This is a genomic window from Promicromonospora xylanilytica, assembly GCF_054782895.1.
This window is the reverse complement of sequence record NZ_BAAGRP010000003.1, coordinates 86810-111013: the sequence shown is the minus strand read 5'-3', so window position 1 is coordinate 111013 and position 24204 is coordinate 86810. Positions and strand designations below refer to the sequence as shown.

Annotated in this window: 26 protein-coding genes, 1 tRNA gene, 1 other RNA gene and 1 riboswitch; of the genes, 14 read left to right on the top strand and 14 right to left on the bottom strand. The window is 72.0% G+C overall.

Annotated features, from left to right (window positions below; all coding sequences use genetic code 11):
* The first annotated feature begins 53 nt into the window (after nt 1–53).
* The 4 genes from ACYVK7_RS04130 to ACYVK7_RS04115 all read left to right on the top strand — a co-directional run bounded on the left by ACYVK7_RS04130 (nt 54) and on the right by ACYVK7_RS04115 (nt 3818).
* Complete coding sequence (locus ACYVK7_RS04130; protein WP_460886414.1) at nt 54–1580, top strand: HNH endonuclease; 1527 nt, start codon at nt 54–56, stop codon at nt 1578–1580.
* Between the two features lie 77 nt (nt 1581–1657).
* Nucleotides 1658–2218: a TetR/AcrR family transcriptional regulator gene (locus ACYVK7_RS04125; protein WP_460886413.1), complete on the top strand. Its 561-nt coding sequence runs from the start codon at nt 1658–1660 to the stop codon at nt 2216–2218.
* Complete coding sequence (locus ACYVK7_RS04120; protein ID WP_460886412.1) at nt 2215–3030, top strand: ABC transporter ATP-binding protein; 816 nt, start codon at nt 2215–2217, stop codon at nt 3028–3030. The genes ACYVK7_RS04125 and ACYVK7_RS04120 overlap by 4 nt, the downstream gene beginning before the upstream one ends.
* On the top strand, nt 3027–3818 hold the full coding sequence (locus tag ACYVK7_RS04115) for an ABC transporter permease (protein WP_460886411.1): 792 nt from the start codon (nt 3027–3029) through the stop codon (nt 3816–3818). Before ACYVK7_RS04120 ends, ACYVK7_RS04115 begins: the two co-directional genes overlap by 4 nt.
* Nucleotides 3819–3831: 13 nt before the next feature.
* Here the strand turns inward: ACYVK7_RS04115 and ACYVK7_RS04110 are convergent, their stop codons facing one another.
* The 4 genes from ACYVK7_RS04110 to ffs form a co-directional block, all read right to left on the bottom strand.
* Nucleotides 3832–4494, bottom strand: a complete 663-nt coding sequence (locus ACYVK7_RS04110; protein WP_460886410.1) for a methionine ABC transporter permease — start codon at nt 4492–4494, stop codon at nt 3832–3834.
* Nucleotides 4491–5555 carry a methionine ABC transporter ATP-binding protein gene (locus ACYVK7_RS04105; RefSeq protein WP_460886409.1) on the bottom strand — a complete coding sequence of 355 codons (1065 nt, stop codon included), beginning with the start codon at nt 5553–5555 and terminating at the stop codon, nt 4491–4493. Before ACYVK7_RS04105 ends, ACYVK7_RS04110 begins: the two co-directional genes overlap by 4 nt.
* A complete protein-coding gene (locus ACYVK7_RS04100; RefSeq protein ID WP_460886408.1) occupies nt 5555–6439 on the bottom strand; it encodes a MetQ/NlpA family ABC transporter substrate-binding protein in 885 nt (294 codons plus the stop codon). Before ACYVK7_RS04100 ends, ACYVK7_RS04105 begins: the two co-directional genes overlap by 1 nt.
* 375 nt (nt 6440–6814) lie before the next feature.
* Nucleotides 6815–6911: signal recognition particle sRNA small type (gene ffs, locus ACYVK7_RS04095), an RNA gene on the bottom strand.
* A gap of 174 nt (nt 6912–7085) precedes the next feature.
* Here ffs and ACYVK7_RS04090 point away from each other — a divergent pair.
* Nucleotides 7086–7170, top strand: a tRNA-Ser gene (locus ACYVK7_RS04090).
* A gap of 64 nt (nt 7171–7234) precedes the next feature.
* Here ACYVK7_RS04090 and ACYVK7_RS04085 read toward each other — a convergent pair.
* Nucleotides 7235–7504, bottom strand: a complete 270-nt coding sequence (locus ACYVK7_RS04085) for a hypothetical protein (RefSeq protein WP_460886407.1) — start codon at nt 7502–7504, stop codon at nt 7235–7237.
* Nucleotides 7505–7715: 211 nt separating this feature from the next.
* On the opposite strand from ACYVK7_RS04085, the gene ACYVK7_RS04080 reads away from it, so the two are divergent.
* Entirely contained in the window at nt 7716–8159 is a 444-nt protein-coding gene (locus tag ACYVK7_RS04080) for a DoxX family protein (protein ID WP_460886406.1), read from the top strand.
* Nucleotides 8160–8254: 95 nt separating this feature from the next.
* Here ACYVK7_RS04080 and ACYVK7_RS04075 read toward each other — a convergent pair whose 3' ends face one another.
* The 9 genes from ACYVK7_RS04075 to ACYVK7_RS04035 form a co-directional block, all read right to left on the bottom strand.
* Nucleotides 8255–8923, bottom strand: coding sequence for a LytR C-terminal domain-containing protein (locus tag ACYVK7_RS04075; RefSeq protein ID WP_460886405.1), 669 nt, complete (start codon nt 8921–8923; stop codon nt 8255–8257).
* A 19-nt stretch (nt 8924–8942) separates the two neighbouring features.
* Nucleotides 8943–9239 carry a type II toxin-antitoxin system VapB family antitoxin gene (locus ACYVK7_RS04070; RefSeq protein WP_460886404.1) on the bottom strand — a complete coding sequence of 99 codons (297 nt, stop codon included), beginning with the start codon at nt 9237–9239 and terminating at the stop codon, nt 8943–8945.
* Nucleotides 9240–9371: 132 nt separating this feature from the next.
* Nucleotides 9372–11033 carry an ABC transporter permease gene (locus tag ACYVK7_RS04065; protein ID WP_460886403.1) on the bottom strand — a complete coding sequence of 554 codons (1662 nt, stop codon included), beginning with the start codon at nt 11031–11033 and terminating at the stop codon, nt 9372–9374.
* Nucleotides 11030–12016, bottom strand: a complete 987-nt coding sequence (locus tag ACYVK7_RS04060; protein ID WP_460886402.1) for an ABC transporter ATP-binding protein — start codon at nt 12014–12016, stop codon at nt 11030–11032. The genes ACYVK7_RS04065 and ACYVK7_RS04060 overlap by 4 nt, the downstream gene beginning before the upstream one ends.
* A 69-nt stretch (nt 12017–12085) precedes the next feature.
* Complete coding sequence (locus ACYVK7_RS04055; protein WP_460886401.1) at nt 12086–12802, bottom strand: TetR family transcriptional regulator; 717 nt, start codon at nt 12800–12802, stop codon at nt 12086–12088.
* Nucleotides 12803–12849: 47 nt separating this feature from the next.
* Nucleotides 12850–14139: a uracil-xanthine permease family protein gene (locus ACYVK7_RS04050; RefSeq protein ID WP_460886400.1), complete on the bottom strand. Its 1290-nt coding sequence runs from the start codon at nt 14137–14139 to the stop codon at nt 12850–12852.
* 40 nt (nt 14140–14179) lie between these two features.
* Nucleotides 14180–15040, bottom strand: a complete 861-nt coding sequence (locus tag ACYVK7_RS04045) for a poly(ethylene terephthalate) hydrolase family protein (protein ID WP_460886399.1) — start codon at nt 15038–15040, stop codon at nt 14180–14182.
* Nucleotides 15041–15159: 119 nt separating this feature from the next.
* On the bottom strand, nt 15160–16086 hold the full coding sequence (locus tag ACYVK7_RS04040; RefSeq protein WP_460886398.1) for an LLM class F420-dependent oxidoreductase: 927 nt from the start codon (nt 16084–16086) through the stop codon (nt 15160–15162).
* Nucleotides 16087–16108: 22 nt separating this feature from the next.
* The gene (locus ACYVK7_RS04035) at nt 16109–16726 is read right to left on the bottom strand and encodes a DsbA family protein (RefSeq protein ID WP_460886397.1); all 618 of its coding nucleotides are present in this window, start codon (nt 16724–16726) and stop codon (nt 16109–16111) included.
* Nucleotides 16727–16750: 24 nt separating this feature from the next.
* Between ACYVK7_RS04035 and ACYVK7_RS04030 the strand changes: the two genes are divergently transcribed.
* From ACYVK7_RS04030 to ACYVK7_RS03995, 8 genes are all read left to right on the top strand, one after another.
* Nucleotides 16751–16945 carry a hypothetical protein gene (locus tag ACYVK7_RS04030; protein ID WP_460886396.1) on the top strand — a complete coding sequence of 65 codons (195 nt, stop codon included), beginning with the start codon at nt 16751–16753 and terminating at the stop codon, nt 16943–16945.
* A gap of 70 nt (nt 16946–17015) precedes the next feature.
* Nucleotides 17016–17765: a TetR/AcrR family transcriptional regulator gene (locus ACYVK7_RS04025; protein WP_460886395.1), complete on the top strand. Its 750-nt coding sequence runs from the start codon at nt 17016–17018 to the stop codon at nt 17763–17765.
* A 59-nt stretch (nt 17766–17824) separates the two neighbouring features.
* Nucleotides 17825–17962, top strand: a riboswitch (FMN riboswitch).
* Nucleotides 17963–18035: 73 nt separating this feature from the next.
* Complete coding sequence (gene pnuC, locus ACYVK7_RS04020; protein WP_460886394.1) at nt 18036–18728, top strand: nicotinamide riboside transporter PnuC; 693 nt, start codon at nt 18036–18038, stop codon at nt 18726–18728.
* Nucleotides 18729–18747: 19 nt separating this feature from the next.
* Nucleotides 18748–19899: a Gfo/Idh/MocA family protein gene (locus tag ACYVK7_RS04015; protein ID WP_460886393.1), complete on the top strand. Its 1152-nt coding sequence runs from the start codon at nt 18748–18750 to the stop codon at nt 19897–19899.
* 49 nt (nt 19900–19948) lie between these two features.
* Nucleotides 19949–21172, top strand: coding sequence for an acyl-CoA dehydrogenase family protein (locus ACYVK7_RS04010; RefSeq protein WP_460886392.1), 1224 nt, complete (start codon nt 19949–19951; stop codon nt 21170–21172).
* A 71-nt stretch (nt 21173–21243) separates the two neighbouring features.
* Nucleotides 21244–22644, top strand: a complete 1401-nt coding sequence (locus tag ACYVK7_RS04005; RefSeq protein WP_460886391.1) for a sensor histidine kinase — start codon at nt 21244–21246, stop codon at nt 22642–22644.
* Complete coding sequence (locus ACYVK7_RS04000) at nt 22632–23291, top strand: response regulator (RefSeq protein ID WP_460886390.1); 660 nt, start codon at nt 22632–22634, stop codon at nt 23289–23291. The genes ACYVK7_RS04005 and ACYVK7_RS04000 overlap by 13 nt, the downstream gene beginning before the upstream one ends.
* On the top strand, nt 23291–24196 hold the full coding sequence (locus ACYVK7_RS03995) for a DUF4097 family beta strand repeat-containing protein (RefSeq protein ID WP_460886389.1): 906 nt from the start codon (nt 23291–23293) through the stop codon (nt 24194–24196). The genes ACYVK7_RS04000 and ACYVK7_RS03995 overlap by 1 nt, the downstream gene beginning before the upstream one ends.
* Nucleotides 24197–24204 lie beyond the last annotated feature (8 nt).

Here is a 24204-nt window from a genome sequence, read left to right as displayed (position 1 = left end):
CGGTTGTGCCATAAGATGGCGTTAGAACCAGACGATGAGGGAGGTGGCCGGACATGCGCGACATCAGCCCTGCCCTGCGCTCGGCACCGAGCGTGCCATTCGCCACCGACACCACCCAGGCCGATCCGGCACCGATCCTCGGGGATGTCGGCGCGGAGTGGATCGCGACCCTGCATGCCTGGCTCCTGACGGCGGCCAAGCCCGCCGACAACCCGGCCCGGATCGACACCCTGCGCGCCCTGGAGGAGGTCAAGGCGGCCTGTGCTGCGGTGCAGGCCCAGGTGCTGGTCGAGCTGCACGGCGACGCACTACGGGCCGCCCGCGAACATGCCGCCGACCCGGCCGGGCACCACGACTCGGCCGGCAGGCAGATCCCGGTCACCGTGAAGTCCGCCGAACGCGACGCGACCGCGAGCACGGTCCAGCAGGCCGCCCGCGCGCTACGCCTCTCACCGCACCGGACCCGGACACTGCTGGGCGCGGCCCGGGTCTGGCACGACGAGATGCCGCACACGCTGGCCGCCCTGCGGGAGGGTCGCCTGTCGGAGGAACGCGCGCTGCTCCTGGTCAAGGAGACCGCCTGCCTCAGCGTGGAGGACCGCGAGCGCCTCGACGCCGACCTGTGCGCCGACCCGGCCACCCTGGACGGGGTCGGCACGCGCCGGCTCGTCGGGCTGATCAGGACGCACGCCAACGAGATCGACCCTGCCGCCCTGGTCGAGCGCGCCGCGAAGGCGGTGACCGAACGGTGCGTGTCCATCCGGCCTGCGCCGGATGCCATGGCCTACGTGACCGCACTGCTGCCCGTGGCACAGGGCGTCCAGGTCTACGCCGCCCTGAGGATCGCGGCGGAGTCGGCCCGGCACACGGGCGGCGACGAGCGGTCCACCGGCCAGATCATGGCCGACACGCTCGTCGAACGGGCCACCGGCCAGGAGCACGCGGCCGACATACCGGTCACGGTGAACCTGATCGTGTCGGACACCTCCCTGCTGGGCGGGGGCCACGAGCCCGCGGTCGTCCTGGACGGCACCGGCGTCGGCCACGGCACCGTCCCGGCAACCGTGGCACGCACCCTCGTGGCCGGCGCACTCGACCGCGGCGCGGCCTGGCTGCGGACCATCTACGCCGCCACGAACGGTGATCTGATCGGCACGACCAGCAAGCGCCGGTTCTTCGCCGACGGGCTGGCCGACCTGCTGCGGATCAGGGACCAGGGCACCTGCCGCACCTCGTGGTGCGACGCACCGATCCGCCACCTCGACCACGTCCGGCCGGCTGCCGAGGGCGGCGACACGAGCCTGTCCAACGGGCAAGGGCTCTGCGCTGCCTGCAACCTGGCCAAGGACACCCCCGGCTGGCGTTCGACCGCGGGCACCGACCAGGCCAGCGGTCGCCACGTCGTCGTCACCACCACGCCGACCGGGCACAGCTACCGGTCGGTCGCACCGCCTCCGCCGCGACCGGCCCGCCCGTCCACGACCCGCACCCGCACTCGCACCGCAGGCCGAAGCGCACCCCGCAGCACAGCGATCCTCCGACCCGGGCGGTACGTCGAGCCCGTGCGGCACGCCGCCTGACAAACCTCATCGGCCTGGTGACGCCTCATCCCGCGCGACTCTTGCCATCCCATAATGTTAGTCACTAACATTTTGGAGTGGTCACATCCCGCACCCTCCGTACCCGGGCCCGCATCCTCGATGCCGCGCTCGACCTCTTCGAGCGTCAGGGCTACGACGCCACGACCGTGAACCAGATCGCCGCCGCGGCGGGCATCACCCCGATGACGTTCTTCCGGCACTTCCCCACGAAGGACGCCGTCCTCGTCACCGACCCGTACGACCCCCTCATCGCCGAGGCCGTCGGCGCCCAGCCCGCCGACCTCCCGCCCCTGGAGCGCACGCGCCTCGGCCTGCTCGCCGCGCTCGGCGACATCACGCCCACCGAGGACGCGACGGCCAGACGTCGGGTGGCCCTGGTCGCGCGGTCCCCCTCGCTCCGCGCCGCCGTGACGATCGGCACCGAGGTCACCCGTGACGCCATCGCCGAGCGGCTCGTCGCCGACGGTGTCGATCCGCTGGACGCCGCCATCGCCGCCTCCGCGTGCCTTGCCGCGACCACCGCGGCGTTGCTGGCCTGGGGCGCTGCCCCGAACGACGTCACGCTCGCCGCCCTGGTCCGCCGCGCCCTCGCGCAGCTCGCGCCGGTGGTCTCGTGAACGCGCTCCTGCTCGACGACCTCTCGCACCACTTCGGCGGTCGGGTCGCCCTCGAGCACCTCACCCTCAGCGTCCGGCCCGGCCGCGTCACCGCCCTGGTCGGGCTCAACGGCGCCGGCAAGACGACGGCGCTCCGCGCGCTGGCCGGACGCCTGCGCCCCACCCGCGGCACGGCCCGGATCCTCGGCCACGACCCCGCCGACCTGCCCCTCGACGTCGCCGGGCGGTTCGGCCACGTGGTCGGCACGCCCCTGGTCTACCCGGAGCTGACCGTGACGGAGAACCTTCGCTGCGCCGCCAGGCTGCACGGTCGGTCGCGGCACACGGCGGCGCCCGCGGCGAGCGCCGCCGTCGGGCGGATGGGACTGGACGCGTGGCGCCATGCCCGGGCCGGCGCGCTCTCGACGGGCAACCGGCAGCGCCTCGGGATCGCCTGCGCGACCATCCATCGACCCGCGGCGCTCATCCTTGACGAGCCCACCAGCGCCCTGGACCCGCAGGGCGTCGTCCTGGTACGCGGGATCGTGCGCGAGCTGGCCGACGACGGCGCCGCGGTTCTCGTCTCGAGCCACCACCTCGACGAGGTGGCGCGGGTGGCCGACGAGATAGTCGTGCTGCACGGCGGGCGCGACGTCGGCCGGCTGGAGCCTGGCGGCACCGACCTGGAACAGAGGTTCTTCGCCATGGTGCTCGACGCCGACACGCGGGCGGCGGCCGGCGCCCACGCAGGGCCCCACACCGAGCCCCACCCCAAGTCCCACACCGACTCCCTCCCCGAGACCCACCCCAAGACTCCCGGACACCACACATGACGCCCGCCGCACAGCTCGGCACGGCGCTGGCCGTCGAGGCGCTCAAGCTTCGCCGTTCGGCCGTCGCCCGCATCGCGACCGCGCTGCTCGTGGTGCTGGTGCCGCTCGGCAGCGTCGGGCTGGTGGCGCTCGCCAGGTCACCGCAGGCGGTCGGCCCGACGGCGGCCAAGCTCGCCGACTACGCCTTCGGCGACCTCGCGACGACCCACCTGCTGGTGTGCGCCCAGGTCATCTCGGTCGCCGCGCTGATGGCGGGCGGATTCTTCGTGGCGTGGTCGTTCGGCCGGGAGCTGGAGGACGGGACCGCCGGTGCCCTGTTCGGCCTCGCCGTGCCGCGCGGCACGATCGCCCTGGCGAAGTGCCTGGTCGCGCTGGCCTGGATCGTGGCGTGCGTGGTGCTGGCCGTCGCCGTGACGACGGCCGCCTCGGCAGTCGTCACCACGGCGTCGGGCGAAGTCTTCGCGGCCTGGGACGGGGCTCGGGACGCCGTCGTCGCGGGGCTCCTCGGCGGCGGCCTGGCGCTGCCGTTCGCCTGGGTGGCGACCGTGACGCGCAGCCAGCTCGGCACCATCGGCGCGCTGGTCGGCCTGGTCGCGCTCACGCAGGTCGTGGTGCTGCTCGGCGGCGGGCCGTGGTTCCCCTACGCCGCGCCGTCCCTGTGGGCAGGCCTGGGCGGAGCCGACGCCGCCGTCGCGGTCCGGCTCCCCCACCTGCTGCTCGCGGCGGCGGTCGGCCCGCTCGCGACCGCCGCCGTCATACGGAGCTGGCGGCGCCTCACGAACGTGTGAGGCGCGCCGCACCTCACCGCCGCAGCGCGCGCCTCGCGAGCGAGTTCCCGAGCCACTGCACCGCCTGGACGATGAGCACGATGATCACCACGACGACGGCGGTCACCGCCCAGTCGTACTGGCGGTAGCCCTGCACGATCGCGAAGTCGCCCAGGCCGCCGGCGCCCAGGTAGCCACCGATCGCCGACATGTCGAGCACGCCGACGAACAGGAACGTGTACCCGAGGATCAGGGGGGCGAGCGCCTCGGGGACCAGCACCGTCCGCACGATCCGGAGGGGCGACGCGCCCATGGCCCGGGCGGCCTCGACCACGCCGGGATCGATGGAGACGAGGTTCTGCTCCACGAGCCGTGCGAAGACGAACGTCGCCATGAAGCACATCGCGAAGGTGAACGCCTCGATACCGATGGTCTTGCCGATCACCGCGCGGGTCAGCGGGCCGAGCGCCACCAGGAAGATGATGAACGGCACCGGCCGCACCACGTTCACGGCGATGTTCAGCACCGCGAACACGACGCGGTTGCCCAGCAGGTTCCCGGGCCGGGTCAGGTAGAGCCCGAGGCCGAGCGCCAGCCCGAGAAAGCCGCCCACGAGCAGGGTGATCAGCACCATGAACGCGGTCTCGCCCGCGGCTGCCCACAACAGCGGTGTCAGCCGCTCCCAGTCAGCGCTCATGCCGCGGCCCTCCCGTGGTCGTCCACCCAGGTGACGTCGCGCAGCGCAGCCACGGCGGACTCGACGGCGACGGTGTCACCCACGAGCTCGACGGTCAGCGACCCGTACGGCCGCTCGGCGACCTCGGTGATGCCACCGAAGACGACCGTCCCGTCGACGCCGTGCTCCCGGAGCGTGCGGGTGAGCACCGCCGACGACCCGGCGACCTCGTCCACGCCCACCGTCACGATGTGCCCGGTGTGCCGGGCACGCAGGCGCTCCAGCACCTCCGGCGACGGCCGGTCGCGCAGCGCGGTCGCGACGAACCGCCGGGTGACGTCGTGGGCCGGCGCGCTGAACACCTGGTAGGCCTGGCCCACCTCGACGACGCGCCCACTGTCCATCACGGCGACGCGGTGACAGATCGAGCGCACGACGTCCATCTCGTGCGTGATCACGACGACGGTGACTCCGAGCTCACGGTTGACGCGCTGGAGGAGGTCCAGCACGTCGCGCGTGGTCTCGGGGTCGAGGGCGGACGTCGCCTCGTCGGCCAGCAGGATGCGCGGGTTGGTGGCGAGCGCCCGGGCGATACCGACCCGCTGCTTCTGTCCGCCCGACAGCGCGGACGGGTGCACACCCGCCTTCTCCGACAGGCCGACGAAGTCGAGCAGCTCGGCCACCCGCGCCTCGCGCCGCGACCGCGACCAGCCGGCCACCTCGAGCGGGTAGGCGACGTTCCCGGCGACCGTCCGGGAGGCGAGCAGGTTGAACTGCTGGAACACCATGCCGATCCCCGCGCGCACCGGGCGCAGACGGGACTCGTTCAGGGCACCGAGCGCCACGCCGTCGACGATCACGTCTCCGCCCGTGGTGCGCTCCAGCGCGTTGATCAGGCGCACCAGGGTGGACTTGCCGGCACCTGACTGCCCGATGACACCGAAGATCTCGCCCTCGTGGATGTCGAGGGTGACGTCGGAGACGGCACGGACCTCCGCGCCCCGCCGTCGGCCCGGGAACACCTTGGAGGCGCCCTCGAACCGCACGATGCTGCTCGTGGCAGCTCCGGTCACGGCAGGCATCAGGAAGCGTCCGCCTCGATACCGGCCAGGATCTCCTGCAGCTCGGCGGCCGAGTTGTCCTTGATGACGCCGGTGTCACCCGATGCCTCCAGCACGCCCTTCTCGACCTCCGGGGAGTGGTAGATCTCGATGAGCTGCTGGAACACCTCGTTGTCGGCGTCCTCCGCGCGGGCGGTCCACACGTTGATGTATGGCGCGGCCGCCGAGGAGTCCGGGTCGTCGGAGAAGATCGCGTCGTCGGAGGTCAGACCTGCATCGCCCACGAAGTCGTTGTTGATGATCGAGGCGTCGACGTCCTGCAGGGCGAGCGCCGTCTGGGCGGCGTCGACCGGGGTCACGGAGACGCGCGACTCGTCCTCGAGCACGTCGGCGGGCGTGGAGAACGCGCTCCCGCCGTCACGCAGGGCGATCAGGCCGGCCTCCTGCAGCACGAGCAGCGCACGGGCCTGGTTCGTGTCGTCGTTGGGGATGGCGATCTCCCCGCCCTCCGGGATCTCCTCGACACTGCCGTGCGACTGCGAGTAGAGGCCCAGCGGGTAGACGGCGGTCGCGCCGATCGGCGTGAGGTCCTGACCCGAGGCGGTGTTGTAGCCCGCGAGGAACTGCAGGTGCTGGAACTGGTTCAGGTCGAGGTCGCCGTCGGTCAGACCTTGGTTGGGCAGCTGGTAGTCGCTGAAGTTCACGAGCTCGACGGTGATGCCCTCCTCCTCGGCCAGGTCGGTGAACGTGTCCCAGTAGGCGTCGCCCGTGTTGACGACGCCGATGCGGACCGGGTCCTCGGTGGTACCGGCGGCGGCGGTGACATCGCCGACGCCGCAGGCGCTCAGCGAGAGGGCGGCGACGGCGGCGAGGCCGGTGGACAGGAAAGCGGTGATGCGAGACATGGGGGTCCTCTCGGGACGCACGGGCAGGAGGATGCCGGTGCTCAGGGCTGGGGCTACGTCTGGCGGCAGACGGAGGTATGACGGCGGCGGGCCACGGCCATCAGCAACGTGGCGAGCTCGCGGGACGGTGCGGGGCGGTCCTCAGCGGACCGCGGGAGCGTGCGGCGCGGTCAGCGCTCGCACATTCGCCCGCCGCGCACGGGGCCGCCACACATGACGGCGCGGCGGGTGCGCGACGTCGTGGCTGCGGTCCAGGTGCGGGTCATACGGACATCGTGCGGCACTGCACGACGTCGAAGCGAATTCCCTCGGGGAGAATCCCACGATCCGGACGAAAGCGCGTCCACATGGTGGAGAGTGGCCAGAATCCGGGAAATGAAGGACCCCCCGCACACCCACCAGAGCTCACTTACCCTTGCTGCCTTCCGGCCCTGGGGGAGTTCGGCGAGGTGGTGCCGCACGAGGGGTCTGCCCCCAGCCTAACCGATCAGGACACCCCGTCCCAACCACGCGAAACCCCCTGTACGCCACCTCACAACGCCACACCGCGCTCCGATTCGTTGTCCGAGCACGCCGTCCGGTATCCTCGTCAGGCCGCGCCAGACTCCGGTCTGGTGGCCGTGCGCCCGCCCTGGTGTGTGCGCGAGGAGGATTCGCCTAGTGGCCTATGGCGCACGCTTGGAAAGCGTGTTGGGTTAACGCCCTCGGGGGTTCGAATCCCCCATCCTCCGCAGTCAGAAGAGGCCCGGAACCGTTGGAGTGTCAACGGTTCCGGGCCTCTTGCCGTTCGCCGGGTCAGACGCTGAACGACCCGGTACGCGAGTACGGCACGCTGTCCACGTAGACCCAGGACCCGTAGGAGCGCAGCGACTGGCCACCGCCCGTCAGCACGAGGACGCCGTCCTTCTGCCCGGAGACCTCGATGTCGATCTCGCGGCGCTCGACCAGGTGCACGTCACCGTTCGTCAGGACGATCCGGTGCACGGGCACCTCCTCGTTCACGAACTTGTCACTGTCGACGACCTTCAGGTGCTTCCCGTCGAGGACGTAGCACGTCGTGCTCATCGCGTTCCTTTCGTCACCCGCACGCCTGGTGCGCAGCGGGAATGCCATCACGAGCTCGGCGACCTTCACACGGTCGACCGTCCGGAATGCTCCCTGATGTCCGGCTTGGACCGCAACCTTGCCGTGCTAGCGTGCCCCGCGATAGTTGAAGCGACAACTTGATTCACCCCCAGCCCCGCCCTACCAGCCAGCACAACACCGGGAGTTACCCATGAAGTTTCCGTGGACCAAGGACCTCGCCGTACTCGTCGCCCGCGTCGCGATCGGCGCGGTGCTCGTCGCGCACGGCGCCCAGAAGTTCTTCACCTTCGGCCTGCCCGGGACCGTCGACTCCTTCGCGGGGATGGGCATCCCCGTCCCCGAGGCCGCCGCGCTCTTCGCCGCCGTCGTCGAGCTGGTCGGGGGTGCCGCACTGATCCTCGGCGCCGCCACGCCCGTGGTCGGACTCCTCGTCATGCTGAACATGCTCGGCGCGCTCGTCCTGGTGCACCTCGGCAACGGCGTGTTCGTGGACCAGGGCGGCTTCGAGCTCGTCGCGGCGCTCGGCGCCGGCGCGCTCGTGCTCGCGGCCACCGGCCCCGGCGCCTGGAGCGTGGACCACCTGGTGGGGCGCGCGCTGACCGCACGTCGCGCGCAGGCGTCGTCGGCGGCCTGACGCCGTGAGAAGTCTCGGCAGGCTCGACCTCCGAGCCTGCCGGGACCCCTACGTCAGCGAGCGGTCACGCACGACGGCGGGTGACCGGCGCCACGTCACTTCGCGGGTCGTACCGCGGCCTCGTCGTCATCGGAGGTCGGCATGAGCCGCTGCTCCGGCTCGATCGAGTCGATCGGCACACAGCCCTCGGCGTTCCGCAGCGGCTGGTCCGCCGCCACGTCGACGGCCCCTACGTCGAGGGGCGGGTCGAAGTCCTGGCCGATGAGCAGATCGATCGCTTCGCCACCCCTGTCGTCGAGAACCAGCCGCATCGCCGGGAAGTGCGCGGCGAGCGTGTACGCCTGCACCACACCGTTGACGCCGAACCGGATCTCCGACTCCTGGAGCATCAGCGGTACGTTGCCCTTCTCCAGGATGGAGAAACCGCGCTCCGCCAGGACCGACTCGTGCGCACCGGCCAGCCCGGACTCCTCCGATGCGTTGAGCAGCCGAACCTCGATCTCCGTGAACGCGATCGGGAGGGCGCCGTCCGGCTGGCCGTCCACCGCGGGCAGGCAGGGCACCGGATACGTCTTCTGCGCCGACGCGCCCACCGTGGTGAACGGCCGGTTGAACGGTGAGCTGATGGCGCCCGAGTACACGGCGAGCGCGAAGATGCCACAGACCGCCAGGAACGCGATGAGCACGCCGAAGACCACGGCCTGGCGCTCGTGCTCTCGGCGACGACGCTCCACACGCGCCTGGTCGTACCCGGGGGTTGTCACTCGTCGAACCTACCTGAGGTCAGCGGATCGTGAGCACGCGAGCGTGCAGCACCGGACGTTGTTGCAGGGCGGCCCGCACGGCACGGTGCAGGCCGTCCTCGAGGTACAGGGTGCCCTCGTACTCGACGACGTGCGCGAACAGGTCGCCGTAGAACGTGGAGTCCTCCGCGAGGAGGTTATCGAGGTCGAGGGTGCGCTTGGTGGTCACGAGCTCGTCCAGGCGAACCTGGCGCGGGGGCACGTCGACCCAGTCGCGGGTGCGCGAACGCCCGTGCTCGGGGTACGGGCGGCCGTCTCCTACGGCCTTGAAGATCATCGGTCCATCCTCACTGGACTCGGCGGGGCACGGTCGGGGGCGGCGGTGAGAACCAGCCTGCTGACACCGAACGGCGCCCCGAACCCTACCGGACGGAGGGTGCGGAAGACAGCCGCCCTCCGCCCGGCGTGGTCAGCTGCTCTGCAGGTCCCGCCGCCGGAATCCCACGAACGCGAGCACGAGCAGCACGCCGGCCACCCCGGCGAGACCGACCATGTGGGCGGCCTCGGGCGACTCGCCGAATCCCGCGGGGAGCCAGTCCAGCGGGGAGAGTGCCTCGGCACCGGAGGGCAGGTCGAAGACCTCACCGAACATGCCGACCACGAACGAGTACACGAGCAGCAGCCACGCGGCGGAGGTGAAGCGCGGCGCCCATGCGTACAGCGCCGCGGCGAGGCCCAGGTACACCAGGACCGCCACGGAATAGGTCCAGAACACGTCGGTGTACGCGCCGAGTCCGGGTTCCGACATACCGACCTGGACGGCTCCGGCCCACACCGCATAGACGCTCACCGCGATGAGGGCCACCGTGCTGAGCCCCACGACGACGAGGTGGGCGCCGAGCCAGCGCGAGCGCGACACCGACAGCGCGAGCAGCACCTCGGCGCGGCCCGCCTCTTCCTCCCCCTTGGCGCGGGCCGACATGACGATCGCGTAGGCGGTGCAGGTCAGGGCGGCGAAGAGCAGCATGACGGTCAGGAACCCGTCGCGGAACACCGCCGGGTCGCTACCGCCGAACACCGCCGCGAAGATCTCGTTGTCCGCGGCACCGGAGGCCCCCATCTCCATGATCTCGGGCAGGAGGGTGCCCGTGGCGTACCACAGCAGGGCCATCCCGAGGGCGGTCCAGCCGAACGCCGACCGCTGCTGGCGCCAGGCCAGGGCGAGCGGGCTCCGCAGGCTCGCCGGGGCGTCGGCCCGGCCGCCACGGGTGGCGACGAGCCCGCCCCCGAAGTCGCGCCGGGACGCGAGGACCGCCGCCAGCACCAGCAGCAGGAGGATCGCCGCGACCGAGAGAGCGGTGGGCCACCAGCGCAGGTCCACGAAGGGCCGCATCTGCTGCGCCCAGCCGATCGGGGAGAGCCAGGACAGGAGGCTGCCGTGTCGTTCCTGGATGTCCCCGGCGGAGCGGAGCACGAGCGCCAGGCCGTAGGCGGCGAGGCCGATACCCGTCGCGCCGCGACCGTGCTCGGTGATCTGGCATGCCACCACGGCGACGGCCCCGAACACCATGGCCGCGAGGCCCGACCCGACGGTGAGGCCGAACGAGTCCGTGAGCGGCAGCTCTCCCCCGCTCGCGCCGTAGAGCGCGAGCGCCGAGACCACGGCGATGACGGCGTTCACCACGAGCAGCGTGACGAGGGCGGCGACCGCCGGCGCGTGCCGGCCGACGGGGGCGGCTCGCACGAGCTCGGACCGGCTGCTCTCCTCCTCGGCGCGGGTGTGGCGCACCACGTGCAGCACGCTCATGATGCCCAGTGCCAGGACCACCCAGGTGATTCCCTCGTTGGCGATCGCGACGCCGACGGTGTAGTCCTCGATGCCGTAGCCGGGGCCCGCCATGACGATGCCCGCAGGGCTCTCCATCACGAGCGCTCGCGCGGTGCGGGCCTGGGTGCCCATCGCGTCGAGAGCGACGGCGAAGTAGGCGTAGAAGGCCACGACGGACAGGGTCCACACGCTGAGGCGCACCCGGTCGCGGCGCAGCATGAACCGGACGAGCCGGCCCGTCCCGGTCAGCGTCGTCCCGGACGACAGCGGCACGGCGGCGGGTGCCGCCGTGACGGCGGTCACCGCGCACCCGCTGTTCCGCTGGCCGCCTGGGCCGCGCCGTTCGTGGGCGCGTCGCCGGGCAGTGCGTCCGCGACGCTGGGGAGCGCGTCCCCGTAGTGGCGCATGAAGAGCTCCTCGAGCGACGGCGGCGCCGCGGTGAGGCTGCGCAGCCCGAGCGCGGCCAGCTCGGACATGGTGGCGCCGACCTGTGCGTCGTCGACGTCGAAGGTGAGGCGTGTGCCGCCGTCGGCGGGGGTGGCGGTGAGGTTGTGGATCCCGGCGAGCCGCCCGACGCCGGACGGGTCGCCCGCGACCACCGCTGTCACGTTCGAGCGGGTCAGGTGACGCAGCTCGTCGAGGGTGCCCGACTCCACCGACACCCCGTTGCGGATGATCGTCACGGTGTCGCAGACCTTCTCGACCTCGTGCAGGATGTGGCTGCTGAGCAGCACGGACGTGCCCTGTCCCGCGGCTTCGCGCACGTGCTCGGTGAAGACGGCCTCCATGAGCGGGTCGAGGCCCGACGTGGGCTCGTCGAGGATCAGCAGGTCCACGTCCATGGCGAAGGCCGCCACGAGGGCGACCTTCTGCCGGTTGCCCTTGGAGTAGGTGCGGGCCTTCTTGGTGGGGTCGAGGTCGAACCGTTCGAGGAGCTCGGCCTTGCGCCGCCGGTCGACCTTGCCGCGCAGCCGGCCGAGGAAGTCGATGGCCTCTCCGCCGGTCAGGTTGGGCCACAGGCTGACGTCGCCCGGCACGTAGGCGAGGCGCCGGTGCAGGGCGACGGCGTCGCGCCAGGCCTCGCCGCCGAACAGGCGGGCCGTACCGGAGTCCGCGCGCAGCAGCCCCAGCAGCACGCGGATGGCGGTGGACTTGCCGGCCCCGTTGGGGCCGAGGAACCCGGCGACCTCGCCGGGCTGGACGGTCAGGCGCAGCCCGGCAAGGGCCTGGACCCTGCCGAAGGACTTGTGCAGGTCGTGGATCTCGATCGCTGGTGACACGGTCATGGCTCGCTCGCTCTCTGACGTCGGAAGGGGACGTGGCAGGGCAGCGCTCGTTCGACCGGCGCGTACCGGTCAGCCTGGAGCAGGCGCGGGCACCGCCTCGTCGGGCGACGGCGGATCCGACACGTACAGGAGGTAGTCGTCCAGCATCCGCCGGGACGTGAGAAAGCCCTCCGAGAACAGCTCCATCATCGGCAGGTAGCTGTTCGCGAGGTAGTCGCGGACGAGGGTCCCGAGGTCGGCCGGGTCAGCCGGCGGGCTGAGCGTCACCTCGAGCAGCAGCGCACCGAGGGCGGAGAGCGTGAGGTAGCGGGCCCGCGCCGCCTCGTCCCGGCTGGGCACGATGACGCCCGCCGCGACGCCCTCGCGGGTGTAGTCCACGGCGTCGGCCACCATGTGGTCGATGAACTCGCGGGCCAGCGCGCTGCCGTCCTGCATCGACCGCAGGACGTAGCCGACGACGGGCGCGTTCTCCTCGGCGGAGGCGAACTTGTGGAAGAAGCTCTGGCCCGCGGCCGCGTCGGCCACGTTCTCGCGCTTGAGCCGGCGGATCGTGGCCAGCAGGTGCGCGTCGCACTCGGCGCGCAGCTTCTCCTTGGACCCGAAGTGGTGCATCACGAGCCCGGCGCTCACGCCGGCGTCGGACGCGATGGCGCGCACCGAGGCGCCGAACCCCTCCATCGCGAACCGGAGGACCGCGGCGTCCCGGATCCGGGCGCGGGCGGTACGGTCCGCGTCGGCCGACCGCTCGTCCGGAGCCTGGCCGTCCGGAGCCTTGGCTGAACGCATGTTCAACATGCTAACCACGCGTTCAGCCCGGTGTCCAGACCGGCGGATCAGGCCTCCGCGGTGCCGCGCCAGCGGCCGATCGCACCCATGACGTGGTAGATCACCAGGGCGGCGGCGGTGCCGAGCGCGATGCCGCCGAACTGCAGGGCGCCGGCCGTCCAGGTGTAGTCGGCGATGCCGATGATGAGCGGCACGGCGGCGGTCGTCAGGTTCACCGGGTCCGAGAAGTTGACCTTGCCCTGCACCCAGATGCGCGCGCCCAGGATTCCGATCATCCCGTAGAGCATGGTCGTGACACCGCCCAGCACCCCCTGCGGAACCGAGGCGATCAGCGCGCCGAACTTCGGCGAGAGGCTGAGCACCAGGGCGCCGGCCGCGGCCACCCAGTAGGCCGCCGTCGAGTACACCCTGGACGCGGCCATGACGCCGATGTTCTCGGCGTACGTGGTGGTGCCCGATCCGCCGCCGAGGCCGGCGAGGGTGGTCGCGACGCCGTCGGCCAGGAGCGCCCGGCCGGTCAGCCGGTCGTAGTTGCGGCCGGTCATCGCGGCCACCGACTTCACGTGCCCTACGTTCTCCGCGATGAGCACCAGGACCACCGGGAGGAACAGACCGAGCACACCGGGGTCGAACGACGGTGCGACGAAGTGCGGCAGGCCGAACCAGTCGGCCTGCCCGACCTGCGAGAGGTCGACCTCGCCGCGCACCGTGGCAACGACGTACCCGATGACGACGCCGAGCAGGATCGCCAGCCGTCCGACGAGCCCCCGGAACAGCACCTGGATCAGGATGATCGAGGCCAGGGTGATCACCGCCGTCACCGGAGAGGCCTGGAAGCCGGAGCAAGCTCCGCCCTCGTCACACGTGCCCCACGCCACCGGCGCCAGGTTGAGCCCGATGAGCGCCACGATCACACCCGTGACCACCGGCGGCATCGCGACCTGGATCCAGCGTGGCCCCGCGAAGTGCACCGCCACGCCGACCAGCGCCAGGAGCACGCCGGTGACGAGGATGCCACCCATCGCCACCGACTGCCCGCCCGACGCCGTGGCGGCAAGGATCGGTGCGATGAACGCAAAGCTCGACCCCAGGTAGCTCGGCAGCTTGTTGCCCGTGATCAGCAGGAACACGATCGTGCCCAGCGCGGAGAAGAACAGCGTGGTCGCGGGGTCGAACCCCGTGAGGATCGGCACCAGGAAGGTGGCGCCGAACATCGCGACGATGTGCTGCAGGCCGATCCCGACGGTGCGCGGCCAGCTCAGCCGCTCGTCGGGGGCGACCACCTCGCCGGGGGTGATGCGGGATCCATCACCGTGCAGCTGCCAGCCGATTCGCATGTGTCTGTCCTTGATCTCGCAACGGGAGTGTCGCGCGATCCTATTCGCAGGTGGTGCGGACCTCGCTCAGCTCGCTGTCCACGGCCGGCGCCGGGCAGAGGAACCGCGCGTACCGCTCGTCGTCGTCCACGTACCGCTTCAGCCAGGACAGGCCGTACCGGGCGATCGTGGTGTCGGGCGAGCTCGGGGCGGAGTGTGACGCGTCGCGCAGCTCCAGGTAAGCCTTGTCGCCGTCCGTGGGCAGCGACTCGTAGATCGGCTCGGCGTACGACACCACCCGCGCCACCCGGTCGTCCTCCGCCCCGACGATCAGGGTCGGTGCGGAGACCTCCGGGAAGGTCCTGTCCGAGCTCCACGGGGTCATCGGGATGACCGCACGCAGCGCCGGGTCGTCCTTGGCGGCCTCCAGGCTGCCGCCGCCGCCCATCGAGTGCCCCATCACGGCGAGCCGCTCGGGGTCGATCCGGTCCGCCACCTCCGAGCCGCGCAGGTGGTCCAGCGCCGCGAGCAGCTGCTCACCGCGGCGCTGGGGAGAGTCGGCGGGCCGGATCGTGTCGATGGTGATGATGACGAACCCCTGCGAGGCCAGCCGCGGACCGAGCCAGGCGATGGACGCCTGCGAGGACCGGTAGCCCGGGGAGATGGCGACGGCGCCGAAGGTGCCCTCGGAGGTGTCGGTCGGGTAGTAGACGGTGCCTCCGCCGAACCCTTCCGCGTCCGCACGAGAGATCACGTCGACCCCGATCTCGAACGTGCCACGAGGAGCCTCGATGCTCTCCTCGGTCGGATCGGGCCCGCGCTCGAAGCCGTCGGCGGTGGCTGACGGGACGGCCACGAAGGTCCCCGCGGTGAGCGCGGTCGCCGCGAGGGCGGCGCGGAGGGCACGAGAAAAGCTCTGCACGGAGTTCTCCTGGGGTGTGTCGCGGGAGCGGCCGACACGACCCTAGGAAAGATCCCTCCACGCTGCCTGCGCTGGGTGCAATTCCGCACCCCGCTCGCCGTCGCGCCCCCGCCGCGTCGTCAGCCGAGCTGCGGCACCACCTCGCGGGCGATCAAGTCGAGGTGGTCGAGGTCCGCCAGGTCGAGGATCTGCAGGTAGACCCGCTGGATACCGTCCGCCTCCAGGACCTTGAGCCGGTCCACCACCTCGCTGACGGTCCCCGCGATGCCGTGCTCGCGCAGCTCGCCGGGCTCGCGACCGATCGCGGCGGCTCGCCTGGTGAACTCGGCCTCGTCCTGCCCGACGGCGGCCACGAGGGCGACCGACTGCACCATCGACCCGGGCGCCCGGCCGGCGTCGGACATCGCCTTCTCGATCACCTTCACGCGCGCGCCGACCGTGTCGAGCTCCGGGAAGGCCTGGTTGTACTCGGTGCCGTACCGCGCGGCCAGGACGGGCGTACGGCGCGGGCCGCCGCCCCCGACGAGCACGGGGATCGCCTGCTGCGTCGGCTTCGGCAGGGCCGGCGAGTCCGTGAGCTGGTAGTGCTCGCCGGAGAAGGAGAAGGTCTCCCCGACCGCTGTGTTCCACAGGCCCGTGATGACCGCGAGCTGCTCCTCCAGCATGCCGAACCGCTTGTCCGGGAACGGGATGCCGTACGCGCTGTGCTCGGCGGCGAACCAGCCGGTGCCGAGGCCCAGCTCGACGCGGCCGCCGGACATCTGGTCCACCTGCGCCACCTGGATGGCGAGCACGCCGGGGTGGCGGAACGTCGCCGAGGAGACGAGCGTGCCGAGCCGCACCGTCGAGGTGTCGCGGGCGAGGCCGGCCAGCGTGGTCCATGCGTCCGTCGGGCCGGGCAGGCCGTCACCGCCCATGGCGAGGTAGTGGTCGGAGCGGAAGAACGCGCTGAACCCGAGCTGCTCGGTGGCCCGTGCCACCGCGAGCTGGTCGTCGTACGTCGCACCCTGCTGGGGCTCGGTGAAGATACGCAGGTCAAGAGTCATGACCCACACGATGCCACGTGGGTCAGTCGAAGACCGGGTCCGTGGTGCGGGAGCGCTTCAGCTCGTAGAAGTAGGGGTACCTCGCCAGCGCCACCGAGGCGTCGAACAGGGCCGCCGCCTCCTCGCCGCGCGGGATGCGCGTCAGCACCGGGCCGAAGAACGCGACCCCGTCGACATGGAGGGTTGGCGTGCCCACGTCGTCGCCGACCGGCTTCATGCCCGCCTCGTGGGAGGCCGCGAGCGCCGCGTCGTGCTCCTCGGACGTCGTCGCGGCGGCGAGCTCGGCGGGCAGTCCGGCCTCGGCGAGCGCCTCGACCGCGACGGCGTCGAAGTCCTTGTTCTGCTGGCCGTGGATCCGGGTTCCGGCCGCGGTGTAGAAGGCGGAGAACGCGTCGGGACCGTGCTGCGCCTGGACGGCCGCCGCGACGCGGCCGATCCCCCGTGAGCGCTCGATGCGGGCCCGGTAGTCGTCCTCGATGTCCCTGTCCTTGTTCAGCAGGTACAGGCTCATGAGCCGGAACGTGAGCTGGACGTCCCGGTGCTGGGCCACCTCGAGCGCCCAGCGGGAGGTGATCCAGGCGAACGGGCACATGGGGTCGACGTAGACGTCGACGACGGGCTTGGCGGCGGTCTCAGTCACGCACAGCAGACTACGCTCACATGCGTGACCGGGATCCGTTGGGCAAGTCTCGCCACCGTCGTCGGCGGTGGGGTGATCTTTGTGGTGTGCCTGGCCGGCGTCGTGCTCGGCCACCCGTGGGCAGCGGTACCTGGTGGTCTCGCCCTGCTGACGGCCGTGCGCGAGGTGCGCTACCTGCGCAGGCTCCGGGCGGGGAAGATGTCAGGACGAGAAAGTTAGCACCATGAACACCAGGTATCGCTCAAGATCTCTTCACGCGGTTCGGCATGCACGGGGTAGCCTGCCTGGCATGACCGCCGTCCGTACCCACACGCATGCGCAGGCTGTCGACGCTGCGGTGGACCTGTTCACTCGGCAGGGGTACGAGGGAACCACCGTCGAGGAGATAGCCGACGCCGCCAAGGTCAGCCGTGCCACGTTCTTCCGCCGCTTCCGCTCGAAGGAGGACGTGGTCTTCGCCGACCACGAGCTGCTCCTCGAGGAGGTGGTGGTGATGTTGGCCGCCACCCGCCCCGACGCCCGCGCCAGCGAGGAGTCCGGGCACGACCTCGGCCGGGCCTGGGACCCCGACGTGGACCCGTACCTCGAGGTGTGCCGCGCCGCGCGCATGGTGTTCGACCACCATGTGGGCCAGCGCGAGACCTCGCTCGCCCGGTACGCCCTGCTGCAGCAGGTTCCCGCCCTGCGCGACCGGGAACTCATCACCACGCACCGCTACGAGCGGGCGTTCACGCACTACCTCAAGGACACGCTGCCGCCGGAGCGTTCGGCGTCGACGGCGTCGATAGCGTTCGCCGCGTCCGTCGTCGCCGTGCACAACGCGATCCTGCGGCGCTGGCTGCGCACGCCGTCCCTGGAGCTGCGGCCGGAGCTCGAGGAGGCGTTCGCCGACCTGCGGCGGGCCGCCGTCCTCGGCACCGCCGCCCACCCGCTGTCCGCCGGCGACACCCCGGCCGGCCGCCGCGTGGTCGTCACGGTCGTCGAGGGCGGGGCCGGACCCGACGAGGTGGCCCGTGCCGTGCGGGACGCGCTCGTCTGATCCGCGCGGGAATGCCCCCGTGGCATCCTGTGTTCCGTTAGTCGACGTGCAGCAGATGCACACGTGCTCCGGGGTCGGTGAAATTCCGAGCCGGCGGTGACAGTCCGCGACCCGGGTCGCTCCTTCGGGGGAGGCTCGGCTGACCTGGTGGGATTCCAGGACCGACGGTTAAAGTCCGGATGGGAGGAAGCACGTGCGGCGCGTGCCTTGTGGCGCGCCGGCCCTCACCCCGGAGTTCCTGTGCGAACTTTCGGAAGAGGGAAGAGAGACATGGACTGGTTCCGCGCCGCCTACGATGCGACTTTCCTGGTCGGCGACCAGCAGATCTACTGGCGCGAGGTCATCGGCAACCTGTTCGGGCTGGCGTCCGCACTGGGCGGGCTGCGCCGCAAGGTGTGGGCCTGGCCCGTGGGCATCGTCGGGAACATCCTGCTCTTCACCGTCTTCATGGGCTCCTGGTTCGGCGAGACGTCGCGCGCCGACATGCTGGGCCAGGCCGGCCGCCAGATCATGTTCATCGCGGTGTCGGTCTACGGGTGGTACCGCTGGCGCCAGACGCGCCGGATGGGCGGCGTCGGCACGGTGGCGGTGCACCCGCGCTGGGCGTCCTGGCGGGCCCGTGTCGGCCTGGTGACCGGGATGCTGGCAGGCACGCTGCTGCTCACCCCGCTCTTCCGGACCCTCGGCTCGTACGAGCCCGTCTGGGCGGACGCCTGGATCTTCATGGGCTCCGTGCTCGCCACGTACGGCATGGCCAAGGGCTGGGTCGAGTTCTGGCTGATCTGGGTAGCGGTCGACCTCGTGGGGGTGCCCCTGCTGTTCTCCGCCGGGTACTGGGCCACCGCCCTGATGTACGTGGTCTACGGCCTGTTCACCCTGTTCGGCTTCTTCGCGTGGTGGCGGATCAGTCGCCGCGAGGATGCGGACCGCGACCAGCACGGACCGGTGGCCGCGGCGGTCTGATCGCGTACCGTCGGCCCTCGTGACGTCACAGGACCGCACGGCCAGGATCGGGATCGTCGGCTCGGGCTTCCGCGCCCGCACCATGCTGCGGGTGCTGCACGCGCTGCCGGACCGGTTCGAGGTGGCGGGCGTGGCCACCCGCAACGCGGCGGACCGCGCGGAGCTGGCGGGGCGAGGCCTGCCGGCGGCGGGCCTGCCCGGGCTCCCCGCCCCCGCCTACGCCACGGTGGCCGAGCTGCTCGCCGGCGGCCGCCCCGACCTCGTCCTGCTGACGCTCCCCGCCGGCGCGGCCCAGCCGGTGATCCGCGACCTCGCCGCGGCAGGCGTCCCCGTCCTGACGGAGACGCCCGCCGCCGGCACCGTCGAGGAGCTCATGGCACTCCAACGGCTCGTGGACGACGGCGCCTGCGTGCACGTCGCCGAGCAGTACCACCTGGAGCCGCTGATCGGCGCGCAGCTCGCCGTCGCGGCCTCCGGGCTGCTGGGCGCGGTGACCGACGCGCACGTCGCCGTCGCGCACGACTACCACGGCATCAGCGTGCTGCGGCGGGCGCTGGGCGTCACGTTCGAGGACGCCGAGGTCACCGCCCGGCGCGACACACGGCGGGTGCTGCCGAGCCCGAGCCGCGCCGGCGACCCCGACGACCTCGCTCTCGTCGACACGGTGCACGCGACCGCGTGGCTGGACTTCGGCGGCCGGCTCGGCACCTACGAGTTCGACGACGTCCAGTACCGCTCCTGGGTACGCTCCCCCATGTTGCTCGTGCGCGGCGAGCGAGGGGAGCTGCGGGACGACGCCGTGCGCCACGTCGGCGCCGACGGCCTCCCCCGGCACTCGACGCTGGAGCGGGTGGCCGCCGGTGGGGCCGGCAGCCACGAGGGCATGTTCCTGCGCGGCTACACGCTCGATGGCGAGTGGCGGTACCGCAACGCGTTCCGCCCGGCCCGCCTGCCCGACGACGAGCTGTCGATCGCCCGCATCATGGCCGACATGGCCGACCACGTGCTGCGCGGGGCGCCGGCGCCGTACTCCGTGGCCGAGGCCGCCCAGGACCAGTACCTCCAGCTCGAGGTGCGCCGGGCCGCGGCGTCGGGTGAACGGGTGCGGACCCGGCCGCAGCCCTGGGCCGGCGGGCGTGTCTGCCGCCACGCCGAGGCCGAGACTGCGTGAGACGTAGTATCGCTTGACCTGAGATCCGGTACCGGCGCACCATGGAGGCATGACTCAGACCCCAGGAGTGACGGCGCCCGACTACGACGTCTCGCAACCGCTCGACATCGACTTCGCCGGCGCCTTCGCCGACGTCACGGAGGAGGAGCGGGCCTGGCAGCTCGGCGTCCGCCAGTTCGTGCAGGACGAGGTGCTGCCGGTCATCGACGGCTACTGGGAGCGCTACGAGGTCCCGATGGACCTGGTCAAGCGCATGGCGGAGCTCGACCTCCTGCGCGACGGCGTGGACGTGCCCGGCTACCCGAAGATCTCCAAGATGGCCGAGGGCCTGGCCGCGATGGAGATGTCGCGCGGCGACGGCTCGGTCACGACCATCTGCGGCGTGCAGGGCGGCCTCGCGCTGCGCTCGATCGTGATGCTCGGCTCCGACGAGCAGATCGAGAAGTACGCAGGCCCCATGGCCCGCGGCGAGATCCTCGGCGCGTTCGCCCTGACCGAGCCCACGCACGGCTCGGACTCCGTGGGCCTGGAGACGTCCGCCGTCAAGGAGACCCGCGACGGCGTCGAGGGCTACGTCATCAACGGTGAGAAGAAGTGGATCGGCTTCGGCTCGATCGGCGACATCTCGGTGGTGTGGGCCCGCGGCGAGGACGGCCAGGTCCACGGCTACATCGTGCCGCAGGACACCCCCGGGTACGAGGGGACGACCATCGAGGGCAAGATCTCGCTGCGTGCCATCCACCAGGCGCACATCGTGCTGAACGACGTGTTCGTCCCCGCCGAGAACCTCCTGCCGAAGGCCCGCTCCTTCAAGGACACCGGCCGCGTGCTGTTCGCGACGCGCCTGGGGGTCGCGTGGGGCGCCGTCGGCCAGGCCATCGCCTGCTACGAGGCCGCCGTGGCCTACTCGAAGCAGCGCACGCAGTTCGGGCGGCCGCTCGCGGCGAGCCAGATGGTGCAGGAGCGGCTGACGAAGATGCTGTCGATCCTGACCCAGATGCAGCTCCTCGTGAAGCAGATGACTCGCCTCGACGAGGCGGACCGGCTCACCGGACCGCAGGCCTCGCTGGCCAAGTACACGTGCACGCGCGGCGCACGTGAGGTCGCGGCAATCGCCCGCGACCTGCTCGGCGGCAACGGCATCCTGCTGGAGAACCGCGTGGCGCGGCACTTCGCCGACATCGAGGCTCTGCACACCTACGAGGGCACCGAGAGCATGCAGGCGCTGATCATCGGCCGCGAGATCACGGGCACGAGCGCCTTCGCGGGGTAGGGGTACCCCCACGTGCGGGTCGTGGGGCCACAGCATGTCCCCGGAGTGCTGGTCGGCCTAGTGTCATGTCCATGACCAGCGATGACGGCCCGCCACCGGCGAACGAGCCCCGCACCATCGAGGAGGGCGTCGCGCCGGCGCTCGTCTCCGGTACCGCCTTCTTCCGTGCCCCGTACGACCCCGCGACCTGGCGCGCTCTCGCAGCCCTGGCCCTCGGCTGGATCTGGCACCTCACGGGCGGCCTGGTCCTGTGGGTCATGGTCGTGGTGTCGGCGGGCCTGGTCCCGGCCCTCGGCGTCGGTGTGCCGCTCCTCGCCTTCTTCCTGGTCGCCGCACGCTGGTTCGGCACTGCCGAGCGCGCCCGCCTCGCCGACCAGACCGGGGTCACCGTGCCCGCCCCGCTGCCCCGGGACCGCGCGGGGCGAGGCTTCTGGTCGAGGCTGTGGGCGCCCGTCCGCGACGGCCGCGCCTGGGCCGCGACGTTCTACGCCTTTCTCGCGTTGCTCGTCAGCAGCGTGTTCTTCCCGGTCGCGGCGGGCCTGCTCGCGGCAGCGGTCGCCGCGGTGGTGTTCGTGCTGCTGGGCCAGGGCAGCACCGTCGCGGAGTGGTCCGGCCTGCCGTGGCCTGCCGCGGTCGCCGGTGCGCTCTCCGGCGCCGTCGTGCTCGTCTGGTCGGGCGCCGCCCTCGCGCAGTACGGCTCGTACCTGCTGGTCCGGCTCGCGACGGTCCTCCTGGGGCCGTCCGCCGCCGACATCGCTCGGGCCCGGGCCGCGGTGGCCGAGCAGGAGACGCGTCTCGCCGAGGCCGCGGCGCACACCGCCCGCGAACGGGCAGAGGTCCTCACCGAGACGCGCACCGCCGCGGTCTCCGCCGCCGACACCGAGCGGCGCCGCATCGAACGCGACCTGCACGACGGGGCGCAGCAGCGCCTCGTGGCCCTCGGGGTGGAGCTGGGCGTCGCCCGCAGGCTGGCCGACAAGGACCCCGAGCACGCGGTCGCCGCCCTGGAGGTCGCGCACCGCGAGATCAAGGAGACGCTCGCCGAGCTGCGCGACCTGGTCCGGGGCATCCACCCCGCCGTCCTGGCCGACCGCGGGCTCGACGCCGCGCTCTCCGCGCTGGCGGGCCGCAGCCCGGTACCCGTGAGCGTGGAGGTCACGGGCGACCTCACACCCGCCGGCTCGGCCGCTCAGGCCGCCGCGTACTTCGTGGTGGCCGAGGCGCTGACCAACGTCGCCAAGCACGCGGGGGCCACCTCGATCCGGGTCCAGGCACGCCTGGAGCCCGACGAGCACCCACGGCTCCTGCGCGTCACGGTGTCCGACGACGGCCGGGGTGGCGCCGAGCCCGCTCCCGGCAGCGGGCTCGACGGCCTGCGCGGCCGTGTCGCCGCCCTGGACGGCACGTTCGAGCTCGACAGCCCGCCCGGAAAGGGCACCCGTCTGACCGTGGAGGTCCCGTGCGCATCGTGATCGCTGAGGACTCCGTCCTCCTCCTGGACGGCCTCACCCGGCTGCTGGTCGCCGAGGGCCACACCGTGACGGGCCACGGCACGGCAGACGCTCTCGTCCGGGCGCTCTCGACGCCCGGCGCCGAGCTGCCCGACCTGCTGGTCACCGACGTGCGGATGCCGCCGTCGCACACCGACGAGGGGCTGCGCGCCGCGGTGCACCTGCGCAGCCTGTACCCGGAGCTCCCGGTCCTCGTACTGTCGCAGTACGTGGAGCAGAGCTACGCGACGGAGCTGTTCGCACGCGGCGCGCGCGGCCTCGGCTACGTGCTCAAGGACCGCGTGGCCGACGTCGACGAGTTCCTCGACGCCGTCGCCCGGGTGTCCGGGGGCGGGACCGTCGTCGACCCCGAGGTGGTCACGCAGATCATCGCCAGGCACCCTGGCTCCGACCTCGACGCCCTGACCCGGCGCGAGCACGAGGTGCTCGCGCTCATGGCCGAGGGCCGCTCCAACGCCGCCATCGCGGACCGCCTCGTCGTGGGACTGCCCGCGGTGGAGAAGCACGTCACCAACATCCTCAACAAGCTCGGCCTCCCGCCGGCCGCCGACGATCACCGCAGGGTGCTCGCCGTGCTGCGCTGGCTCGACCAGAACGGACCCCGATGATGACCCAGCCCCAGCTGTCGAGCCCCCCGGCTCCTCCCGCGGAACCGCGCCGGAACGGCGTGACCGGCCGCGTCCTGACCGGGCTCGGCGTCGGTATCGCCGCCGTCGTGGTCGCGTTCGGCGCGCTCTTCCTCGTCGACCTGAGCATGTCCTCGACCGCCACGGCGCACGAGTCGTACGACGCCGTGGACTCGGTCCAGATCGTGACCGACGGCGACGTCACGGTGCGCGCCGGTGAGGGTGACATCGAGGTGGACGTCATCGCGCACAGCGGGTTGCGTGAACCCACCTACTCGGCGGACGGGCCGGCGGGCACCCTCGAGCTCACGCACCGCTGCGGGTGGGCCGTCGCGCTGCCGCGCTGCTCGGGAGAGCTCGACGTGACCCTGCCGGCGGGCACGGAGGTGGTGGTGCGCACCGAGAACGGCGACGTCGTCGCGAGCGGCCTGGCCGGCGAGGTGTCCCTGGACTCGAGCAACGGCTCGGTCGAGACCACCGACATCGGTGGCGTGCTGTCCGCGCGTACCAGCAACGGCGACATCGACATCCGGGCCTCCGCCGCCGACGTCGACGCGTCGTCCTCGAACGGCGACATCTCCGTGACCGACGTGGACGGCTCCGTCACGACGGTCACGAGCAGCGGCGAGATCTCCATCGACTCGGTGACCGGCGACGCCTCGGCGGAGACGAGCAACGGGGACGTGGAGGTCTCGGCGGTGGACGGGAGCGTCGACGGCCGGTCCGACAACGGCGAGGTCACCGTGACCGGCGACGGCGAGCCCGTCGCCCTGACGATCGAGACGTCGAACGGCGACCAGGTCATCGAGGGCCCGACCGACCCCGACGCCGAGCGTACCGTCGACATCCGCAGCTCGAACGGCGACGTCGCCTATCTCAGCAGGTAGCACGTCCC

What these genes read in the sequence shown, in the direction of transcription:
- ACYVK7_RS04130 (WP_460886414.1), top strand. Translation starts at nt 54, where the DNA reads ATGCGCGACATCAGCCCTGCCCTGCGCTCGGCACCGAGCGTGCCATTC.
- ACYVK7_RS04115 (WP_460886411.1), top strand. Translation starts at nt 3,027, where the DNA reads ATGACGCCCGCCGCACAGCTCGGCACGGCGCTGGCCGTCGAGGCGCTC.
- ACYVK7_RS04110 (WP_460886410.1), bottom strand. Translation starts at nt 4,494, where the DNA reads ATGAGCGCTGACTGGGAGCGGCTGACACCGCTGTTGTGGGCAGCCGCG.
- ACYVK7_RS04105 (WP_460886409.1), bottom strand. Translation starts at nt 5,555, where the DNA reads ATGCCTGCCGTGACCGGAGCTGCCACGAGCAGCATCGTGCGGTTCGAG.
- ACYVK7_RS04100 (WP_460886408.1), bottom strand. Translation starts at nt 6,439, where the DNA reads ATGTCTCGCATCACCGCTTTCCTGTCCACCGGCCTCGCCGCCGTCGCC.
- ACYVK7_RS04085 (WP_460886407.1), bottom strand. Translation starts at nt 7,504, where the DNA reads ATGAGCACGACGTGCTACGTCCTCGACGGGAAGCACCTGAAGGTCGTC.
- ACYVK7_RS04080 (WP_460886406.1), top strand. Translation starts at nt 7,716, where the DNA reads ATGAAGTTTCCGTGGACCAAGGACCTCGCCGTACTCGTCGCCCGCGTC.
- ACYVK7_RS04070 (WP_460886404.1), bottom strand. Translation starts at nt 9,239, where the DNA reads ATGATCTTCAAGGCCGTAGGAGACGGCCGCCCGTACCCCGAGCACGGG.
- ACYVK7_RS04060 (WP_460886402.1), bottom strand. Translation starts at nt 12,016, where the DNA reads ATGACCGTGTCACCAGCGATCGAGATCCACGACCTGCACAAGTCCTTC.
- ACYVK7_RS04055 (WP_460886401.1), bottom strand. Translation starts at nt 12,802, where the DNA reads ATGCGTTCAGCCAAGGCTCCGGACGGCCAGGCTCCGGACGAGCGGTCG.
- ACYVK7_RS04050 (WP_460886400.1), bottom strand. Translation starts at nt 14,139, where the DNA reads ATGCGAATCGGCTGGCAGCTGCACGGTGATGGATCCCGCATCACCCCC.
- ACYVK7_RS04040 (WP_460886398.1), bottom strand. Translation starts at nt 16,086, where the DNA reads ATGACTCTTGACCTGCGTATCTTCACCGAGCCCCAGCAGGGTGCGACG.
- ACYVK7_RS04025 (WP_460886395.1), top strand. Translation starts at nt 17,016, where the DNA reads ATGACCGCCGTCCGTACCCACACGCATGCGCAGGCTGTCGACGCTGCG.
- pnuC (WP_460886394.1), top strand. Translation starts at nt 18,036, where the DNA reads ATGGACTGGTTCCGCGCCGCCTACGATGCGACTTTCCTGGTCGGCGAC.
- ACYVK7_RS04010 (WP_460886392.1), top strand. Translation starts at nt 19,949, where the DNA reads ATGACTCAGACCCCAGGAGTGACGGCGCCCGACTACGACGTCTCGCAA.
- ACYVK7_RS04005 (WP_460886391.1), top strand. Translation starts at nt 21,244, where the DNA reads ATGACCAGCGATGACGGCCCGCCACCGGCGAACGAGCCCCGCACCATC.
- ACYVK7_RS03995 (WP_460886389.1), top strand. Translation starts at nt 23,291, where the DNA reads ATGACCCAGCCCCAGCTGTCGAGCCCCCCGGCTCCTCCCGCGGAACCG.